General features: G+C 66.0%; 16 protein-coding genes. 8 read left to right on the top strand and 8 right to left on the bottom strand.

Features of this window, described 5'->3' with window-relative positions:
* Window positions 1-226: 226 nt before the first annotated feature.
* The 4 genes from TPR58_RS06545 to TPR58_RS06560 all read left to right on the top strand — a co-directional run bounded on the left by TPR58_RS06545 (window position 227) and on the right by TPR58_RS06560 (window position 2,883).
* Window positions 227-445 (top strand): hypothetical protein, encoded by a 219-nt coding sequence (locus TPR58_RS06545; RefSeq protein WP_346245819.1) that lies wholly within the window; start codon window positions 227-229, stop codon window positions 443-445.
* A gap of 75 nt (window positions 446-520) precedes the next feature.
* Window positions 521-958: a DUF2231 domain-containing protein gene (locus TPR58_RS06550; RefSeq protein ID WP_346245820.1), complete on the top strand. Its 438-nt coding sequence runs from the start codon at window positions 521-523 to the stop codon at window positions 956-958.
* A complete protein-coding gene (locus TPR58_RS06555; protein ID WP_346245821.1) occupies window positions 955-2,250 on the top strand; it encodes a PQQ-dependent sugar dehydrogenase in 1,296 nt (431 codons plus the stop codon). Before TPR58_RS06550 ends, TPR58_RS06555 begins: the two co-directional genes overlap by 4 nt.
* 24 nt (window positions 2,251-2,274) lie before the next feature.
* Complete coding sequence (locus TPR58_RS06560) at window positions 2,275-2,883, top strand: flavodoxin family protein (RefSeq protein WP_346245822.1); 609 nt, start codon at window positions 2,275-2,277, stop codon at window positions 2,881-2,883.
* Here TPR58_RS06560 and mobA read toward each other — a convergent pair.
* The 3 genes from mobA to TPR58_RS06575 all read right to left on the bottom strand — a co-directional run bounded on the left by mobA (window position 2,871) and on the right by TPR58_RS06575 (window position 6,459).
* Entirely contained in the window at window positions 2,871-3,398 is a 528-nt protein-coding gene (gene mobA / locus TPR58_RS06565) for a molybdenum cofactor guanylyltransferase (RefSeq protein WP_346245823.1), read from the bottom strand. The genes TPR58_RS06560 and mobA overlap by 13 nt on opposite strands.
* Entirely contained in the window at window positions 3,395-4,090 is a 696-nt protein-coding gene (gene fdhD / locus TPR58_RS06570) for a formate dehydrogenase accessory sulfurtransferase FdhD (RefSeq protein ID WP_428835696.1), read from the bottom strand. Before fdhD ends, mobA begins: the two co-directional genes overlap by 4 nt.
* An 80-nt stretch (window positions 4,091-4,170) precedes the next feature.
* Complete coding sequence (locus TPR58_RS06575; protein ID WP_346245824.1) at window positions 4,171-6,459, bottom strand: FdhF/YdeP family oxidoreductase; 2,289 nt, start codon at window positions 6,457-6,459, stop codon at window positions 4,171-4,173.
* A 109-nt stretch (window positions 6,460-6,568) separates the two neighbouring features.
* On the opposite strand from TPR58_RS06575, the gene TPR58_RS06580 reads away from it, so the two are divergent.
* The gene (locus tag TPR58_RS06580; RefSeq protein ID WP_346245825.1) at window positions 6,569-7,657 is read left to right on the top strand and encodes a catalase family protein; all 1,089 of its coding nucleotides are present in this window, start codon (window positions 6,569-6,571) and stop codon (window positions 7,655-7,657) included.
* Between the two features lie 144 nt (window positions 7,658-7,801).
* Here TPR58_RS06580 and TPR58_RS06585 read toward each other — a convergent pair whose 3' ends face one another.
* Together TPR58_RS06585 and TPR58_RS06590 are read right to left on the bottom strand one after the other, a co-directional pair.
* Window positions 7,802-9,355, bottom strand: a complete 1,554-nt coding sequence (locus tag TPR58_RS06585; RefSeq protein WP_346245826.1) for a TerC family protein — start codon at window positions 9,353-9,355, stop codon at window positions 7,802-7,804.
* A gap of 41 nt (window positions 9,356-9,396) precedes the next feature.
* Window positions 9,397-10,047: a DedA family protein gene (locus TPR58_RS06590; protein WP_346245827.1), complete on the bottom strand. Its 651-nt coding sequence runs from the start codon at window positions 10,045-10,047 to the stop codon at window positions 9,397-9,399.
* 271 nt (window positions 10,048-10,318) lie between these two features.
* On the opposite strand from TPR58_RS06590, the gene TPR58_RS06595 reads away from it, so the two are divergent.
* Window positions 10,319-10,513 (top strand): hypothetical protein, encoded by a 195-nt coding sequence (locus TPR58_RS06595; protein WP_346245828.1) that lies wholly within the window; start codon window positions 10,319-10,321, stop codon window positions 10,511-10,513.
* A gap of 73 nt (window positions 10,514-10,586) precedes the next feature.
* Here the strand turns inward: TPR58_RS06595 and gloA are convergent, their stop codons facing one another.
* Together gloA and TPR58_RS06605 are read right to left on the bottom strand one after the other, a co-directional pair.
* On the bottom strand, window positions 10,587-11,099 hold the full coding sequence (gloA, locus tag TPR58_RS06600) for a lactoylglutathione lyase (protein WP_346245829.1): 513 nt from the start codon (window positions 11,097-11,099) through the stop codon (window positions 10,587-10,589).
* A 37-nt stretch (window positions 11,100-11,136) separates the two neighbouring features.
* On the bottom strand, window positions 11,137-11,562 hold the full coding sequence (locus tag TPR58_RS06605; RefSeq protein WP_346245830.1) for an organic hydroperoxide resistance protein: 426 nt from the start codon (window positions 11,560-11,562) through the stop codon (window positions 11,137-11,139).
* A gap of 153 nt (window positions 11,563-11,715) precedes the next feature.
* Here TPR58_RS06605 and TPR58_RS06610 point away from each other — a divergent pair, with 153 nt between their 5' ends.
* The gene (locus tag TPR58_RS06610; RefSeq protein ID WP_346245831.1) at window positions 11,716-12,168 is read left to right on the top strand and encodes a MarR family winged helix-turn-helix transcriptional regulator; all 453 of its coding nucleotides are present in this window, start codon (window positions 11,716-11,718) and stop codon (window positions 12,166-12,168) included.
* Here TPR58_RS06610 and TPR58_RS06615 read toward each other — a convergent pair.
* Window positions 12,149-13,063 carry an NAD(P)/FAD-dependent oxidoreductase gene (locus tag TPR58_RS06615; RefSeq protein ID WP_346245832.1) on the bottom strand — a complete coding sequence of 305 codons (915 nt, stop codon included), beginning with the start codon at window positions 13,061-13,063 and terminating at the stop codon, window positions 12,149-12,151. The two genes, TPR58_RS06610 and TPR58_RS06615, sit on opposite strands and share 20 nt — an antisense overlap.
* 160 nt (window positions 13,064-13,223) lie before the next feature.
* Here TPR58_RS06615 and katG point away from each other — a divergent pair, with 160 nt between their 5' ends.
* Window positions 13,224-15,440, top strand: coding sequence for a catalase/peroxidase HPI (gene katG, locus TPR58_RS06620; protein WP_346245833.1), 2,217 nt, complete (start codon window positions 13,224-13,226; stop codon window positions 15,438-15,440).
* Window positions 15,441-15,483: the final 43 nt, after the last annotated feature.

The raw sequence follows: 15,483 nt of genomic DNA on the forward strand, positions 1-15,483 counted from the left end.
CGGATCTCCGCGCTGAGGGAAGGGGAGGGTCCCGTTAACCGGGCCATCGCCGCGGATTCAACCCGCAATCGCGCCTTTCTTTCGGAACGAGACGGGATTTCCCGTCCGGTTTTTCGCGGCTCGGGCGCAGGCGTATGCGCCAGGCGGTTCGTCGCAAGCGCGCGGTTTCGCCCCTTTCAACCGGGCCGCTTGTGCCTATCTCCCGCGGGCAAGCTGAGGATCGATCATGCGGCGTGGCCCAACGACAATCGCGCCCGAAGTCATCGACTGTATCGAGCACGGCAGAAGCCCGAGCTTCGACGAGATGATGCGCGTCGCCGATCACATCCGCGGGGATGTCCGCGGCGGTACTTCGGCCTTCTCCTGGGGGGTTGCGATCGACGATCGGTCGCATCTGCTGCTGTGCCTCAAGGCGGCCCATGCCGCGCTGATCGGCGATGTTTGACAGGCACTTGCTGCAACCAATGACGCGTTAGGGAATTGGTTTCCCGTCGCCGGCTCGCGACGCGGAGACCCATCGATGACCGACATCCGGGCGAGCATCGCCTACCGATTGCATCCGCTTCACGGCATATTGCTCGCATTCCCGGTCGCGGGGTTCAGCGGGGCGCTGGCGTCCGACATCACCTATCTGAACACCGCCGAGATCCAGTGGACCAATTTTTCGCAGTGGCTGATCACCGGCGCCCTGCTGTTTGGCGCTCCGGTCCTGCTCTGGGCGTTGATCGCGTTCGTCAGGCATCGTCGTGACAGGTTGAAGGGCGCCAGGCTCTTCTACTTCGGGGCGGTCCTGCTGATGTGGATTGCCGGGCTGGTGAACGCGTTCCAGCACAGCCGTGACGGCTGGAGTTCGGTCGGCACCTTCGGCCTGGTCCTGTCGGTGATCTCGACCCTGCTCGCGCTGGCAGCCGCGTGGGTCGCGTTCAGCCTTGCCGGCCGCACGGAGGTGGCGCGATGATCCGCCGCGGCCTGCTCGCCCTCTCCCTGCCACTTGCGCTCGCCGCCTGCGGCGGAAGCGAGGCGATCGATCAATATGGTCCCGACCCCAAGCTGCCGGCACGCGATGAAACGCTGATCCCGCCAATGAAGATCGCCCGGCCCGCCGGCTGGGAAGGGGCATTGCCGACGGTGCCGCAGGGGTTCACCATCGCCCCGATCGCCACCGACCTGAAGATCCCGCGACAGATGCTGGTGCTGCCCAATGGCGACATCCTGGTCGCCGAAGGCTCAGGCGGCAATGCGCCGAAGCTGCGTCCGAAGGACGTGATCGCCGGCTATATCAAGAGCCTGGGCAAGAGCGGAGTGAAGGGCGGCGACCGGATCACCCTGCTGCGCGATGCCAATGGTGACGGGAAACCCGACCTGCGCACGATCTTCATCGACAAGCTGAACGCGCCCTATGGCCTCGCCTATGCTGAGGGCAATCTCTACGTCGCGACGCAGGACGCGCTGCTGCAGTTCCCCTATCGCGACGGGCAGGTCCGGATCACGACGCCGGGCGTCGAGGTCACGAAGCTGCCCTCGCGCATCAATCACCACTGGACCAAGTCGCTGACCGCGAGCGCCGATGGAACGAAACTCTATGTCGGCATCGGATCGAACAGCAATATCGGCGAGCGCGGGCTGGAGGTCGAGGAAGATCGCGCGGTGATCTGGGAAGTCGATCGGTTGACCGGGTCGCACCGCACCCATGTGAGCGGCATCCGCAATCCGACCGCGCTGGCGATCAACCCCGAGAACAACGCGCTGTGGGCCGCTGTGAACGAGCGCGACGAACTCGGCGCGCATCTGGTGCCCGACTATATCACCGAGGTCCGTCGCGGCGCCTTCTATGGATGGCCGTACAGCTATTGGGGCGGAAATATCGACCCGCGCGTGCGGCCGCAGCGACCCGACCTGGTGCGCACCGCGGTCCGGCCGGATTATGCGCTCGACTCCCATGTCGCGCCGCTCGGCATCAGCTTCGTGACCGGCGGCGGGTTCGGGCCGTCGTTCGCCCAGGGCGCATTCGTCGGCGAGCACGGCAGCTGGAATCGGCAGGACCTGGCCGGATACAAGGTGATCTGGGTGCCCTTCGCCGGCGGCAAGCCTGCGGGCAAGCCGGTCGATTTCGTCACGGGCTTCATCGACGGCAACGGGCGGGCGCGGGGACGGCCGGTCGGCGTGACCTATGATGCGCGTACCCGCGCGCTCCTGATCGCGGACGACCTTTCCAACACGGTCTGGCGCGTCGCGCCGGCCGCACGCTGACGCTATCCGGGAAGGACGACATTCGTGGCACTCAAGGCACAGCCGATCAATTGCACGCTCAAGCGCAGCAGCGGCGAGACCAGTTCGACCGACCGGATGATCAAGCTGATCACGGCCGAACTTCGCGAGAAAGGCGTCGAGATCGCACCGACGATCCGCATCGCCGATCATGACGTGCTGCCGGGCGTGACGTCGGATGAGGGCGAGGGCGACGCCTGGCCTGCGCTGCGCGAGCAGATCCTGGCGGCCGACATCCTGATCTTCGGCACGCCGGTGTGGATGGGACAGGCGTCGAGCGTCGCCAAGCGCGTGCTCGAGCGGATGGATGCCTTCATCAGCGAAACCGACGAGGCCGGGCGGATGCCGAGCTATTCGAAGGTCGCGGTTGCGGCGATCGTCGGCAATGAGGATGGCGCGCATTTCATTTCGGCCCAGCTGTTCCAGGCGCTGAACGATGTCGGCTATACGGTTCCCGCTGTCGCCGCCTGTTACTGGGTCGGCGAGGCGATGGGGTCGGTCGATTTCAAGGATCTCGACGAGACACCGGAAAAGGTCGCGAAAACCGCGAAGATGGTGGCAGGCAATGCCGCCCATCTCGCCGATTTGCTGAAGGCCGAGCCCTATCCGGGCTGACGCGGCAGGTCGTCCGGACGGTTGATGTTGGCGAGCGGCTCGCGCAGCGATGTCGCTACCGCGTCGGCGATCCGGGCAAATCGGCGCATGGACCGGTCGTCGCTGCTGGACAGGTGGTCGGCCAGCGCGTCCGCCAGCCGCGTGGGCCAGAGACCGATCACCGGCAGTTCCGCGACATAGGCAGCGGGGCCGGCCGACCGGAGCTGATCGAGCAGGTCGTAGGACAGCCCCGGCGCATCGCACGGCACGCTCAGCACCGCATCGTAACCGCCATCGGCGCCATGACGCAGCGCCGCGCAGAGCCCGCCAAGCGGTCCCAGGTCGGGCGCCGGATGGTCGGGAAGACAGATCGCACCGGGATGCTCGCGTCCGCAGACCACCCAGGCCTCCACCTGCGGTCGCAACGCGGCGATCGAATGATCGATCAGCGCGCGACCGTCCAGCAGCGCAAGCGCCTTGTCGCTGCCGAACCGGCGCGAGCGCCCGCCGGCGAGGACAGCGCCCAGCACCTTCATTCCGCCGGCCTCAGCAGCGCATCCGACCGGGCGAGCGTGCGCAGGGCAAGCCCAGCCGCGCGGGCACGCTCGAGCGCCAGATGCGTCGGGGCCGAGATCGTCGCGAGCATCGGGCAACCCGACAGCACCGCCTTCTCGACCAGTTCGAACGAGCAGCGCGACGATAGCAAGGCGAAGCCGCCGCCCCAGTCCAGACGATCGCGCAGCATCGCGCCGATCAGCTTGTCGAACGCATTGTGGCGCCCGACATCCTCGCGCACCAGTCGGATGTCGCCCTCGATCGAGCAGGCGGTGGCGGCATGCACGGCCCGCGTCGCGATGTTGAGCGGTTGCCGCTCGCCCAGCGCGTCGAGCGCGCGGAACACGGCGGCGTCCGATCCGCGCCACCGATCGCGCAGTTCGGGCAGCGGCCGCAAGGCCTGTTCGATGCTCTCGATCCCGCACAGGCCGCAGGAGGAGTCCGTGGTGCGATGCCGGACCCGGTCGGCGATGCGGTCGGAAACGCGACGATCCAGCGTAAGCCGGACGATCGAGCCGCCTGCGACCTCATGGACCTCGGCGTCGGCGATATCCGAGGCACCATCGATCAGCCGTTCGGTCAGCGCGAAGCCATAGGCGAGATCGATCAGATCCTCCGGCGTCGCCATCAGCACGGCATAGCCCAGCCCGTTGCACTCGATCGCGACCGGCATTTCGCATGCAATCGCCCGCTCGACCGGCTCGATGCTCCGGTCGCGCGCGATGCGGTCGAACGGCCGGGGCAGCGCGGCGGTCAGGCGGTGATCCGTACCGGAACCGACTTCGCCGCCGGAACATGGCTTTCCTCGGCATGATGTTCGACCGGCATCAGCACATTCGCCTCGGGATAATAGGCGCCCAGGCAGCCGCGCGGGATATCATAGGGCGTGACGATCAGCCCGTCGCGCCGCCGCACGATGCCGTCCCCGGCATCGCTTTCCAGCGCGACGATCTGGCCTTCGGTCAGTCCGGTCTCGGTCATGTCCGCGCGGTTGATGAACAGCACGTCGCGCGTACCCTTCACGCCGCGGAACCGGTCGTGATAGCCATAGACGGTCGTGTTGAACTGGTCGTTCGATCGCAGCGTCATCAGCCGGTAGCGACCCTCGGCATCGGTGAAGCCGGTGGCGTTCAGGCCGGTCGGCGCGAAGAACTCCGCCTTGCCGCTGGGCGTCTGCCAGATCCGCTCGGAGGCCTTGTTCCCCTTCCAGAAGCCGCCCGGCGTGAACAGCCGCTTGTTGAAATCCTTGAAGAACGCCGGATAGGTCGCCTCGATCGCGTCGCGGATACGGCTATAGTCCGCCACCCAGCTGTCCCAGTCCACCCGCGGGTTGGGCGGCAGGATCCGCTTGGCCAGCTCGGCGACGATGCGCGGTTCGGACAGGAGGTGCGGGCTGGCCGGCGTGGCGTTGCCGCGCGATCCGTGGATGCAGCTGCTCGAATCCTCGACCGACACCGCCTGTGGCCCGCTGGCCTGCACATCCTGCTCGATCCGGCCGAGGCAGGGGAGCAGATAGGTGACCTTGCCCGCGAACAGGTGATTGCGGTTGAGCTTGGTGGCGATCTGGACCGAAAGGTCCAGCTTCGGCCAAGCGGCTTCCATCGCGCCGGTTTCGGGAACCGCGCGCAGGAAATTTCCTCCCAGTCCGATGACCGCCTTGACCGATCCGTCGATGACCCCGCGACAGGTCTCGACCGTGTCCAGCCCCTTTTCCGTCGGCGGATCGAAGCCGTAGAGCTCCTTAAGCTTCTCGACCGGCGCCAGTTCGGTCTTTTCGGTAATTCCGACGGTACGCTGTCCCTGGACGTTGGAGTGACCGCGCACCGGCGTGGGGCCGGCGCCCGGCTTGCCGATATTGCCGCGCATCAACAGCAGATTGACGACCATGCGGACATTCTCGACGCCCTTCACATGCTGGGTCAGACCCATGCCGTAGATCGCCATCACCGCCTTGGACCTGGCATAGACGCGCGCCGCATCCTCCAGCGCCGATTTCGCCAGACCGGTCTCGCGCTCGATATCGGCCCAGTCGCGGGCGCGTACCGTCTCCGCAAAGGCGATGAAGTCGTGGGTATGCTGCTCGATGAAGTCGTGGTCGAGTATCTGCGCGCCGCCCGACTCCAGCGCGGCATCGTCCCATTCGATCAGGAATTTTGCGATGCCGGTGATCGCGGCGATATCGCCCCCCGCCTTCACCTGGTGATACTGGGTCGAGATCGCGGTCTCGCCGCCCGTCAGCATCTCGATCGGGTTCTGCGGATCGGTGAAGCGTTCGAGCCCGCGTTCCTTGAGCGGGTTGAAGGTGATGATCTCGACGCCGCGCTTTCGCGCCGAGCGAAGGTCGTGAAGCATCCGCGGCGCGTTGGACCCGACATTCTGGCCGAAGAAGAAGATCGCGTCGCATTTCTTGAAATCGTCGAGCCGGGTGGTGCCGACCGGCACGCCGATCGCCGACTTCAGTCCGACCGACGTGGATTCGTGGCACATGTTCGAGCTGTCGGGCAGGTTCTGGTTGCCGAACATCCGGGCCATCAGCCCGTACATGTACGACGCCTCCAGGCTGGTCCGTCCGGACGAGTAGAAGGCGACCGACTTCGGATCCAGCGGGCGCAGCGCCGTGCCGATCGCGTCGAACGCCTCTTCCCAGCTGCATGCGAGATAGCGGTCGCTCGCTGCGTCGTAGCGCAGCGGATGGGTCAGCCGGCCATGCTGCTCCAGCTCATAGTCGCTCCAGCCGCGCAATTCGGTCAGCGTGTGCTGTTCGAAGAATTCGGGCGTCGTGCGCAGCGAAGTGAGTTCCCACGCCGTCGCCTTGGCGCCCTCCTCGCAGAATTCGGCAGGATGGTGATCGGCGGGCTTGGGCCAGGCACAGCTGACGCAGGCGAAGCCCTTCGGCTTGTTCTGCCGGGCCAGCTGGCGGATCGCATCGGGCGACACGCGCTCGCGCGGCAGGATCTCGGCCACCGAACGCATCGATCCCCAGCCGCCTGCCGGTCCCTCGAACGGCTTGATCTCCGGCTTGTCGGAACGCTGCTTGCTCATGCTCTTACCCGTCTCTGTTATGCCTGGCGCACCCGGCTCGATCCTCGCCGTTACGGAACGGGTGCGCAAGCGATTGGTTCAGGCAGGCGAACGACAAGGAACGCCCGAGATGAACCCGCCCGTCCGCTATGCCGCTGATGTCGAACAGCCCGAACCGGACGAAGCGGAAACGATCGAGGCGCTGAAAGAGCAGTTCGGCAAGATCCTTGAGATCACCTCGAAGGCGTATGGACATGCCGTCCGTTCGGTCCATGCCAAGGGGCACGGCCTTGTCCGCGGCGTCTTTCGCATTGCCGACGACCTGCCGCCCGAACTGGCACAGGGGCTGTTCGCCGCACCCGGATGCCATGACGCGATCCTGCGCTTCTCGACCAACGCCGGCGATATCCTCGACGATGCGATCCGCCTGCCGCGCGGTGTCGCGCTGAAGGTGATCGGGGTCGAGGGCGAGCGCCTGCCCGGCCACGAAGGCGACCGCACCCAGGACTTCGTCATGGTCAACGGCCCCGTTTTCGCCGCCGCGACGCCGAAGAAATTCCTCGGCAATCTCAAGCTGCTCGCCGCGACCACCGAAAAGGCGGAAGGGGCCAAGAAGCTGCTCTCGTCGGTGCTGCGCGCGTTCGAGGCCGGACTGGAAGCGGTCGGTACCCGTTCGACGACGCTTACCGCCCTGGGCGGCGCGAAGCCGGTGCATCCCCTGGGCGCGACCTATTTCAGCCAGACGGCGTTCCGCTATGGCGACCATATCGCGAAGTTCCAGCTCGTCCCGGTTCACGGCGTCACCGACCTCACCGACGAGACGATCGATGCGCGCGGCCATCCTGACGCGATCCGCGAAGCGATGAACGAGGCACTGCGCGAACGGCGGGGCGTCTGGGAATTGCGCGCCCAGCTCTGCACCGATCTCGAAGCCATGCCCGTCGAGGACCCGACCGTCCTTTGGGATGAAGAGCTCAGCCCATTCCGCACCGTGGCCACGCTGACGATCGAACCGCAAACCGCCTGGGACGGCGAGAACAGCGTGCATATCGAGGACACGCTGTCCTTCAGCCCCTGGCACGCGCTGGCCGCGCATCGGCCGCTGGGCGGCATCAACCGCGTGCGCAAGGATGCCTATGCGTTCTCGTCCGGTTATCGCGCCCGCTTCAATGGGTGCCCGATCCACGAACCTGCGGCGATCGAGGACGTTGCGGTCTGACCCGACGGAACCGCCGCGGCGCGGTGGAATGACTGGCACGCTGGTGCTGGTACTCGTCCTGTGGTCGCGTGCTGGATTCAGGGGGCGGTTCGGTCCCGCGTCGGCGGTCGCGCTATTCAGCGGCTAAGTCGACTGGTCCCGTTGTCAGGCGGCTTCGGTTTCGGCTACCGCGACCTCCACCTTGTCGATCCGGCTGGCGAGCACCGACTTGACGGTGAAGTGGAGCCCGTCGCGCTCCAGCGTCTCGCCGACATCGGGCATGCGGCCGAACTCGAACAGCAGATAGCCACCCAGCGTCCCGTACCTGCCGGAGACGGCGAGGGGCGGTTGGCCCAGCGCTTCGGTGACGTCGCCCAGCGGGACGGTCGCGTCCGCCTCGATCGTCCGGTCGTCGATTCGTTCGCACGCGGCCAGATCCTCGTCCTCGGCAAGGTCGCCGGCGATCGCCGCGAAGATGTCGGTCGTGCTTACCACCCCTTCGATATTGCCATAGCCGTCGGCCACCACCGCAAACCGTTCGCCGGTTTCGCGGAAGATGTCGGTCAGGCGAAGTGCGGAGATCGCCTCAGAGACGATCAGCGGCCGTTCGGCGAGCGCCGCCAGCGCCGCGTCGCCGCGCATCAGCGAGGGCAGGATCAGGCGGGTTTCGGCCACGCCGATGAAGTCGTCGATCTGGCCGCGGGCGAGCAGCACGCGGGTGCGGCCACTCTCGATCAGGCGCGACAGGCTTTCCTGGGGATCGGCCTCGACATCGATCCAGAAGATGTCGGGGCGGGCGGTCATCACTGCGCTGACCGGAAGATCGGCCAGCGCGATGACGCCGTGGATCATCTCGCGCTCGGCGGGCTGGAAGGCGCTGTCCTCCTCGTGCGGCGCGTCGCGCTCGCCGCCCGTCGCATTGCCGTTCTCGGCAAGCTTCGCCCTCGGGGTGAGCAGACGATAGATGCTGTCGGCGGCGCGCTGGCGCAGCGGGACGAGGTCGAGCGCGCGGCGCCGGTTGCGGCTGCTGATCTGGTTGAACGCCTCGATCAGGATCGAAAAGCCGATCGCGGCATAGAGATAGCCCTTGGGCAGATGGAAGCCGAAGCCTTCGGCGACCAGGCTGAAACCGATCAGCAGCAGGAAGCTGAGGCACAGGATGATCACCGTGGGGTGGCGTCCGACGAATGCGGTCAGCGGCTTGCTGGCGATGATCATGATCGTCATCGCGACGATGACCGCGACCATCATCACCCATAGATGCTCCACCATGCCGACGGCGGTGATGATCGAATCGAGCGAGAAGACCGCATCGAGCGCCAGGATCTGGACGATGACGACCCAGAAAGCGGCATGTGCGCCCCCGGTCGCGCCATGATCGTCATTGCCCTCGAGCCGTTCGTGGATCTCCATCGTCGCCTTGACCAGCAGGAAGACGCCACCGCCCGCCAGGATGATGTCGCGCCACGAAAAGTCCCAGCCGGCCACCGAGACGACCGGTGCGGTAAGCCCCACGATCCAGGCGATGCTGGCCAGCAGCACCAGCCGCATCACCAGCGCCAGCGACAGGCCCAGCAGCCGGGCACGATCGCGCTGATGCGGCGGCAGCTTGTCCGCCAGAATCGCGATGAACACGAGATTGTCGATGCCGAGCACCACTTCGAGCACGATGAGCGTGAGCAGACCCACCCATATTGAGGGGTCGAGCAGCGTCTCCATGGTCGATCAGTCTCCGAAAGCGCGCAGCTGGGGCAGGGGGATCATCGCCGGCGCGACTTGCGTCGCTTGCGATGGCCATCGCTGCCCAGCACGCGCGAGGTGATGGTCATCGCGATGAACGTCAGCAGCACCACGCCGACGCCGAGGCCGATCAGATGTGCCTCGGTGATATGGGCCGCCGGCCCGATGCTTTTGGCGGCGAGGATGCCGGGCAGGAACATCACCGGGACCCACAGGATTGCCGAAAGGATATTGGCGATCTGGAACGGCCGTTTCGACATTTCCACGACGCCCGCGACCAGCGGTACGGTGGCGCGGATAGGACCCAGGAAGCGGCCGAGGAACACGGCCAGGAAGCCGTATTTGCGGAAGAACAGCCGGGTGCGGGCAACCATCGGGCGATGCTTGTTCAGCGGCCAGCGATGATAGACCGACGGGCCGATCCGGCGTCCGATCCAGTAGGAAATCCAGTCGCCCAGGATCGCGCCGCCGACCGCCCACAGGATGATGGGAACGGGGTCCAGCGTGCCGGTGCCGACCAGCCCGCCGATCGCCAGCATGACCGCGGTCGCGGGAATGAAGATGCCGATGATCGCAAGCGATTCACCGAAGGACAGCAGTCCGACGATCGGTCCGGCCCACATGCCGTGAACGCTGAGAAAGGCGGTCGCGCGGGCGACGATCTCTTCCATCGATCAGCCCTCCCGAGCCGGGCGCGGGGGATTGGCGGCGCTTGGTTGCGTGAGGCGCGCCGGGCGCGTGCGGATTGATCGGTCGTGGCGTCGCATGAAAGGGTGGTGCAACCATGGGGCAGGGGGGCGGGGGCGTCCACCCCCATTGCGATCATGATCGCCCATAATCGACCGTCGAACCGAACGTTCCGTCTCTTATTTCATGGGGAGTTGTGTTCGCGGAGAATCTGGTCATATCTTCGCAAGATAAAGAATGAACATGGGAGGATGCATGACGCGGTCGAACCTGACCCTGGTGCTTGTGCTGGTCGTTTTTGCCTGGCTTTGCGCGTTCCTGACTCAGTATCTCGATCTAGGGGCAATGATCGGCGTGAAGAACGCCCTGCTGTCGACTTCGATCGTGCTGATCGGCGCCGTTGGACTGGTGGGCGGCATCATCCTGTCGCGCGGTCGCAACCCCGCCTGACATTTCCATCCCGACGTGACGAACCGCCCGATGTCCGTGGGACACCGGGCGGCACTTCGTCCGTGAACGGGGATCAGCCGGCGGCGGTAACCGTGCCGGTCATCCCGTTCGGGGACAGGATCTCGATCCAGTAATCGTCCGGGTCGGTGATGAAGGCGATGCCCTTCATCTTGCCGTCCTGAGGCCGCTTCCGGAACGGGACGCCCAGCGTCTCGAAGCGCGCGCACGCCGCGTCCACGTCGGGCACGCTGATGCCCAGATGGCCGAAGCCGCGCGGATCGTCGTTACCGCTGTGATAGCCGGCAAAGTCCGGATCGCTTTCGGTGCCCCAGTTGTGGGTCAGTTCCAGTGTGGTTTCCCGCGCGAAGATGAAGCGGGCGCGCTCCGCCGGATCCTGCGGGATCTGCTCTCCATCGGCCAGATAGGCGAGGAAGTAGAGCGAGAAGCGCATCTCCTCGAAATCCAGCTGCTGAAGCAGCGTCATGCCCAGCACGTCGCGGTAGAAGGCGAGCGACGCGATCGGATCGCGAACGCGCAGCATCGTCTGGTTGAGAACGAAACCTTCGGTGCCGGATGGGCGGGGCATGACGCTTGCTCCTGATGGGATGGCTGGCCTCAACGCCTCAGGCGAGGGTCAGGCCCACATCGATATTGCCGCGCGTGGCGTTCGAATAGGGGCAAACCTGGTGCGCGGCATCGACCAGCTGCCGTGCTTCCTCGCGGTCCAGGCCCGGCAGGTCGACGCTCAGATCGACCGTCAGGCCGAAGCCGCCAGCGTCGCGCGGGCCGATGCCGACGGTCGCGGTGACGTGGGTGTCGGCCGGGATCTTCACCTTCTTCTGCGCGCCGACCGCCTTGAGCGCACCGAGGAAGCAGGCCGAATAGCCGGCGGCAAACAGCTGTTCCGGATTGGCGCCGTCGCCGCCCGCGCCGCCCAGCTCGCGCGGCGTGCTCAGCTTGACCTCGAACGAGCCGTCCTCGGTACGCGCCTGGCCATCGCGGCCTCCGGTTGCGGTTGCGGTGGTGCGATATTTGACATCGACGGACATAGCGTGGCCTTTCATATCTCGTTCGCGAAAATCATTATCGCGATAAAGGAAAGATAGGTTCTCGGTAAGGGAATGTCCAGACTGATAATTTATCGCGATAACGATTATATGGTCGCTGCAACCCGGGATCGATCCGGGTCATGGAGATGCCCGATGCCTGCCGCCCTTCCGCTCGACGACCAGCTCTGCTTCTCGCTCTACTCGGCGTCGATGGCGATCACGCGGGCGTACAAGCCGATGCTCGACGAGCTGGGCATCACCTATCCCCAATATCTGGTGCTTCACGCGCTGTGGGAGCAGGACGCCCGCACCATCGGCCAGATCGCCGAGCGGCTGGCGCTGGAGTCGAGCACCATCACGCCCCTGGTGAAGCGGCTGGAAATCGCTTCGCTGGTGACGCGGACGCGCAATCCGCAGGACGAGCGGCAGGTCAAGGTTCGCCTGACGCCGGCGGGTCGGGACATGCGCGAGCGTTGCGGCTGTCTGGGCGAAGCGTTGATGACGCGCAGCGGACTGGGCGTGTCGCAACTGGCGGCGCTCAATGAAGCGGTCCAGGATCTGCGCGAGTCGCTCGCGAGGCCCGGGATCAGCGACGCAGCGGCCTGATCGCGGCAAGGTCGTTGCGCATCGTCGTCGCCGCAACCCCGCCTTCGCCCATCGCGTGGCTGATCTGGTCGAGCCCGAGGACCACGTCGCCTGCCGCATAGAGCCCGGCAACACTGGTCCGCTGGTGCGAGTCGACTCGCAGGCAGCCCTCCTCGGTCGAGGCTGCGCCGAGCTGCTGGGCAAGTTCCGAACGCATCGTCGAGCCGAGCGCCGGGTAGACACTCGCGAACTCGAAGGCGTGTTCCGGGGTGTCGACCCGCATGAGATCTCCCGAAATCGACAGCCGCGGCGGACCGTCGGCAATCGCGATGCCGGCGTCGGCCATGTCGGCACGTTGCGCGTCCGACAGTTCGTGGGGGCCTTCCGGTGCGATGAGCGTCAGATTGGCGGTATAGCTGCGCAGGAAACGTGCCTCGCGGATGCCCCGCTCGCCCGTCCCGATGATCCCCACCGGTTGATCGGTGACCTCATAGCCGTCGCAGACCGGACAATAGCGCAACAGGCCGCGCGCCAGTGCCTCGTCATGCAGGTCGTCGGGCATGGTCGGTCGGATGTTGATCACGCCGGTCGCCAGCAGCACGCTGCGGGCGCGCACCGCGAAGCCGGCCGTGTCTGCCAGGAAGCCGTCGCCATCCTGCCGAAGCGTCTCGACCACTCCGCTTTCGATCAGGGTGCGGTGGTGCAGCGCCTGTTCGCGCATGCGGGCGATCAGATCGGTGCCGGCAATGCCGCCCGGATAGCCGGCATGATTATGCGTTCGCGGGATCATCGCGGCGCGGCTGTTGCCTTCGTCGATCACCAGCACGCTCAGGTGGAACCGCGACAGGTAGATGGCCGCCGTCAGACCGGCAGGACCCCCGCCGACCACCAGGCAATCAAAGTGTCGTATCGTCATGACGCGACAACATCGCGCGCGCTGGGCCGTTCCCCAGGCCCATGATATGGGGGCTCTGATCGATTTTCCTGCTCGGCCTGAGCGAGTTTAGTGATTTCTGCGATCAGCCGGCTCGGGTTAGTCTTTGCGCGCAGACAATCACCAGAGAGAGGATATCGGCATGGACGCGAAGACCAGCGGAGACCCGTTGAGTTGCCCGGTCAAGGAGCCCGCTGCGCTGCGGAAGCTGCTGGGACGGACCAATCGGGACTGGTGGCCCAACCAGCTGTCGATCGAGATCCTTCAGCAGAACGGGCTGTCGGGCAATCCGATGGGCGACGATTTCGACTATGCCGAGGCGTTCAAGTCGCTCGACTATGATGCGGTCAAGCGCGACCTGACGGCGCTGATGACCGACAGCCAGCCCTGGTGGCCGGCCGACTATGGTCATTACGGTCCCTTTTTCATTCGCATGGCTTGGCACAGCGCCGGCACCTATCGCACCGGCGACGGCCGGGGCGGGGCCTCTTCGGGATCGCAGCGCTTCGCGCCGCTCAATTCCTGGCCCGACAACGCCAATCTCGACAAGGCGCGCCGGCTGCTATGGCCCATCAAGCAGAAATACGGGTCGAAGCTGTCCTGGGCCGACCTGATGATCCTGACCGGCAACGTCGCGATCGAGTCGATGGGCGGTCCGGTGTTCGGCTTCGGCGGCGGCCGCGCCGACGTGTTCGAGCCCGAGAAGGACATCTACTGGGGCACCGAGGAGGAATGGCTGGGCCAGACCCGTATCGATGACGAGGCGGGCCGCGCGCTGGAAAACCCGCTGGCCGCGATCCAGATGGGCCTCATCTACGTCAATCCCGAAGGTCCCGGCGGCAATCCCGACGCGGCCCAGTCGGCACGCGACATTCGTGAGACCTTCGCCCGGATGGGCATGAACGACGAGGAGACCGTCGCGCTGACCGCGGGCGGCCATACCTTCGGCAAGGCGCACGGTGCCGGCGATGCCAACAAGGTCGGCTCCGATCCCGAAGGGGCGGACATCGCCCAGCAGGGCCTGGGCTGGCAGAGTGGGCATGAGTCCGGTTTTGCCGACCACACCATCACCAGCGGCATCGAAGGCGCGTGGACGCCGACCCCGATCACCTGGGACATGAGCTATTTCCACATGCTGCTGGACTATGAGTATGAGCTGGTCCGCAGCCCCGCCGGCGCCAAGCAGTGGCAGCCGGTCGGCCAGAAGCAGGAGGATCTTGCACCGGGTGCGCACAGCCCCGACCGCCGCCTGCCGACGATGATGACCACTGCCGACATGGCGATGAAGGTCGATCCGAAATATCGCGAGATCTCCGAGCGGTTCCGCAACAATCCGGACCAGTTCGCCGACGCCTTCGCCCGCGCCTGGTTCAAGCTGTGCCACCGCGACATGGGTCCCAAGGCGCGCTATCTCGGCCCGGAAGTGCCGCAGGAGGATCTGATCTGGCAGGATCCGATTCCGCCGGCCGACCATGCCGCGATCGGCGCGGACGACGTCGCTGCGCTGAAGACCAGGATCGCCGACTCCGGCCTCAGCGTTGCCGATCTGGTGCGCACCGCCTGGGCATCCGCCTCGACCTATCGCCAGTCGGACCATCGCGGCGGCGCCAATGGCGCGCGCATCCGCCTGGCGCCGCAAAAGGACTGGGAAGTCAACGAGCCCGCAAAGCTGGCAAAGGTGCTCGAGGTCTATGAGGGCATCAAGCGCGACTTCGACGGATCGGCGGCCGGCGGCAAGAAGGTCAGCATCGCCGACCTGATCGTGCTGGGCGGCAGCGTCGGCATCGAGAAGGCGGCGCGCGACGCCGGTCAGGCGATCGACGTGCCGTTCACCCCGGGCCGCACCGACGCCTCGGCCGAGCAGACCGATGCGGCGAGCTTCGACGTGCTCGAACCCAAGGCCGACGGCTTCCGCAACTATCTCCAGGTCCGCTACAGCGTGCCGACCGAGGAACTGCTGATCGACCGTGCGCAGTTGCTCGGCCTCAGCGCGCCGGAGATGACGGTGCTGGTCGGTGGCCTGCGCGTGCTGGGCATCAATCATGGTGAGACGAACGACGGGGTGCTCACCGACCGGCCCGGCCAGTTGACCAACGACTTCTTCGTCAACCTGCTCGACATGGGCACGGCGTGGAAGGAAGTCGACGAGACCGGTGACGAGCAGTTTACCGGCACCTGCCGCAGGTCCAACGAGCAGAAATGGACTGCGACGCGCACCGACCTGGTCTTCGGCTCGAACTCGCAGTTGCGGGCGTTGTCCGAAGTCTATGCCTCGGCCGATGCCGGGGAGAAGTTCGTCCGCGAATTCGTCGCGGCCTGGACCAAGGTGATGAACGCGGATCGCTTCGACCTGGCCTGAGCCAGGCGCGGCGACGCGCCGTACGAGAGAAACAGGGCAGTCG

It is taken from the genome of Sphingomonas rustica (genome assembly GCF_039652585.1).
Lineage (GTDB): Bacteria > Pseudomonadota > Alphaproteobacteria > Sphingomonadales > Sphingomonadaceae > Sphingomonas > Sphingomonas rustica.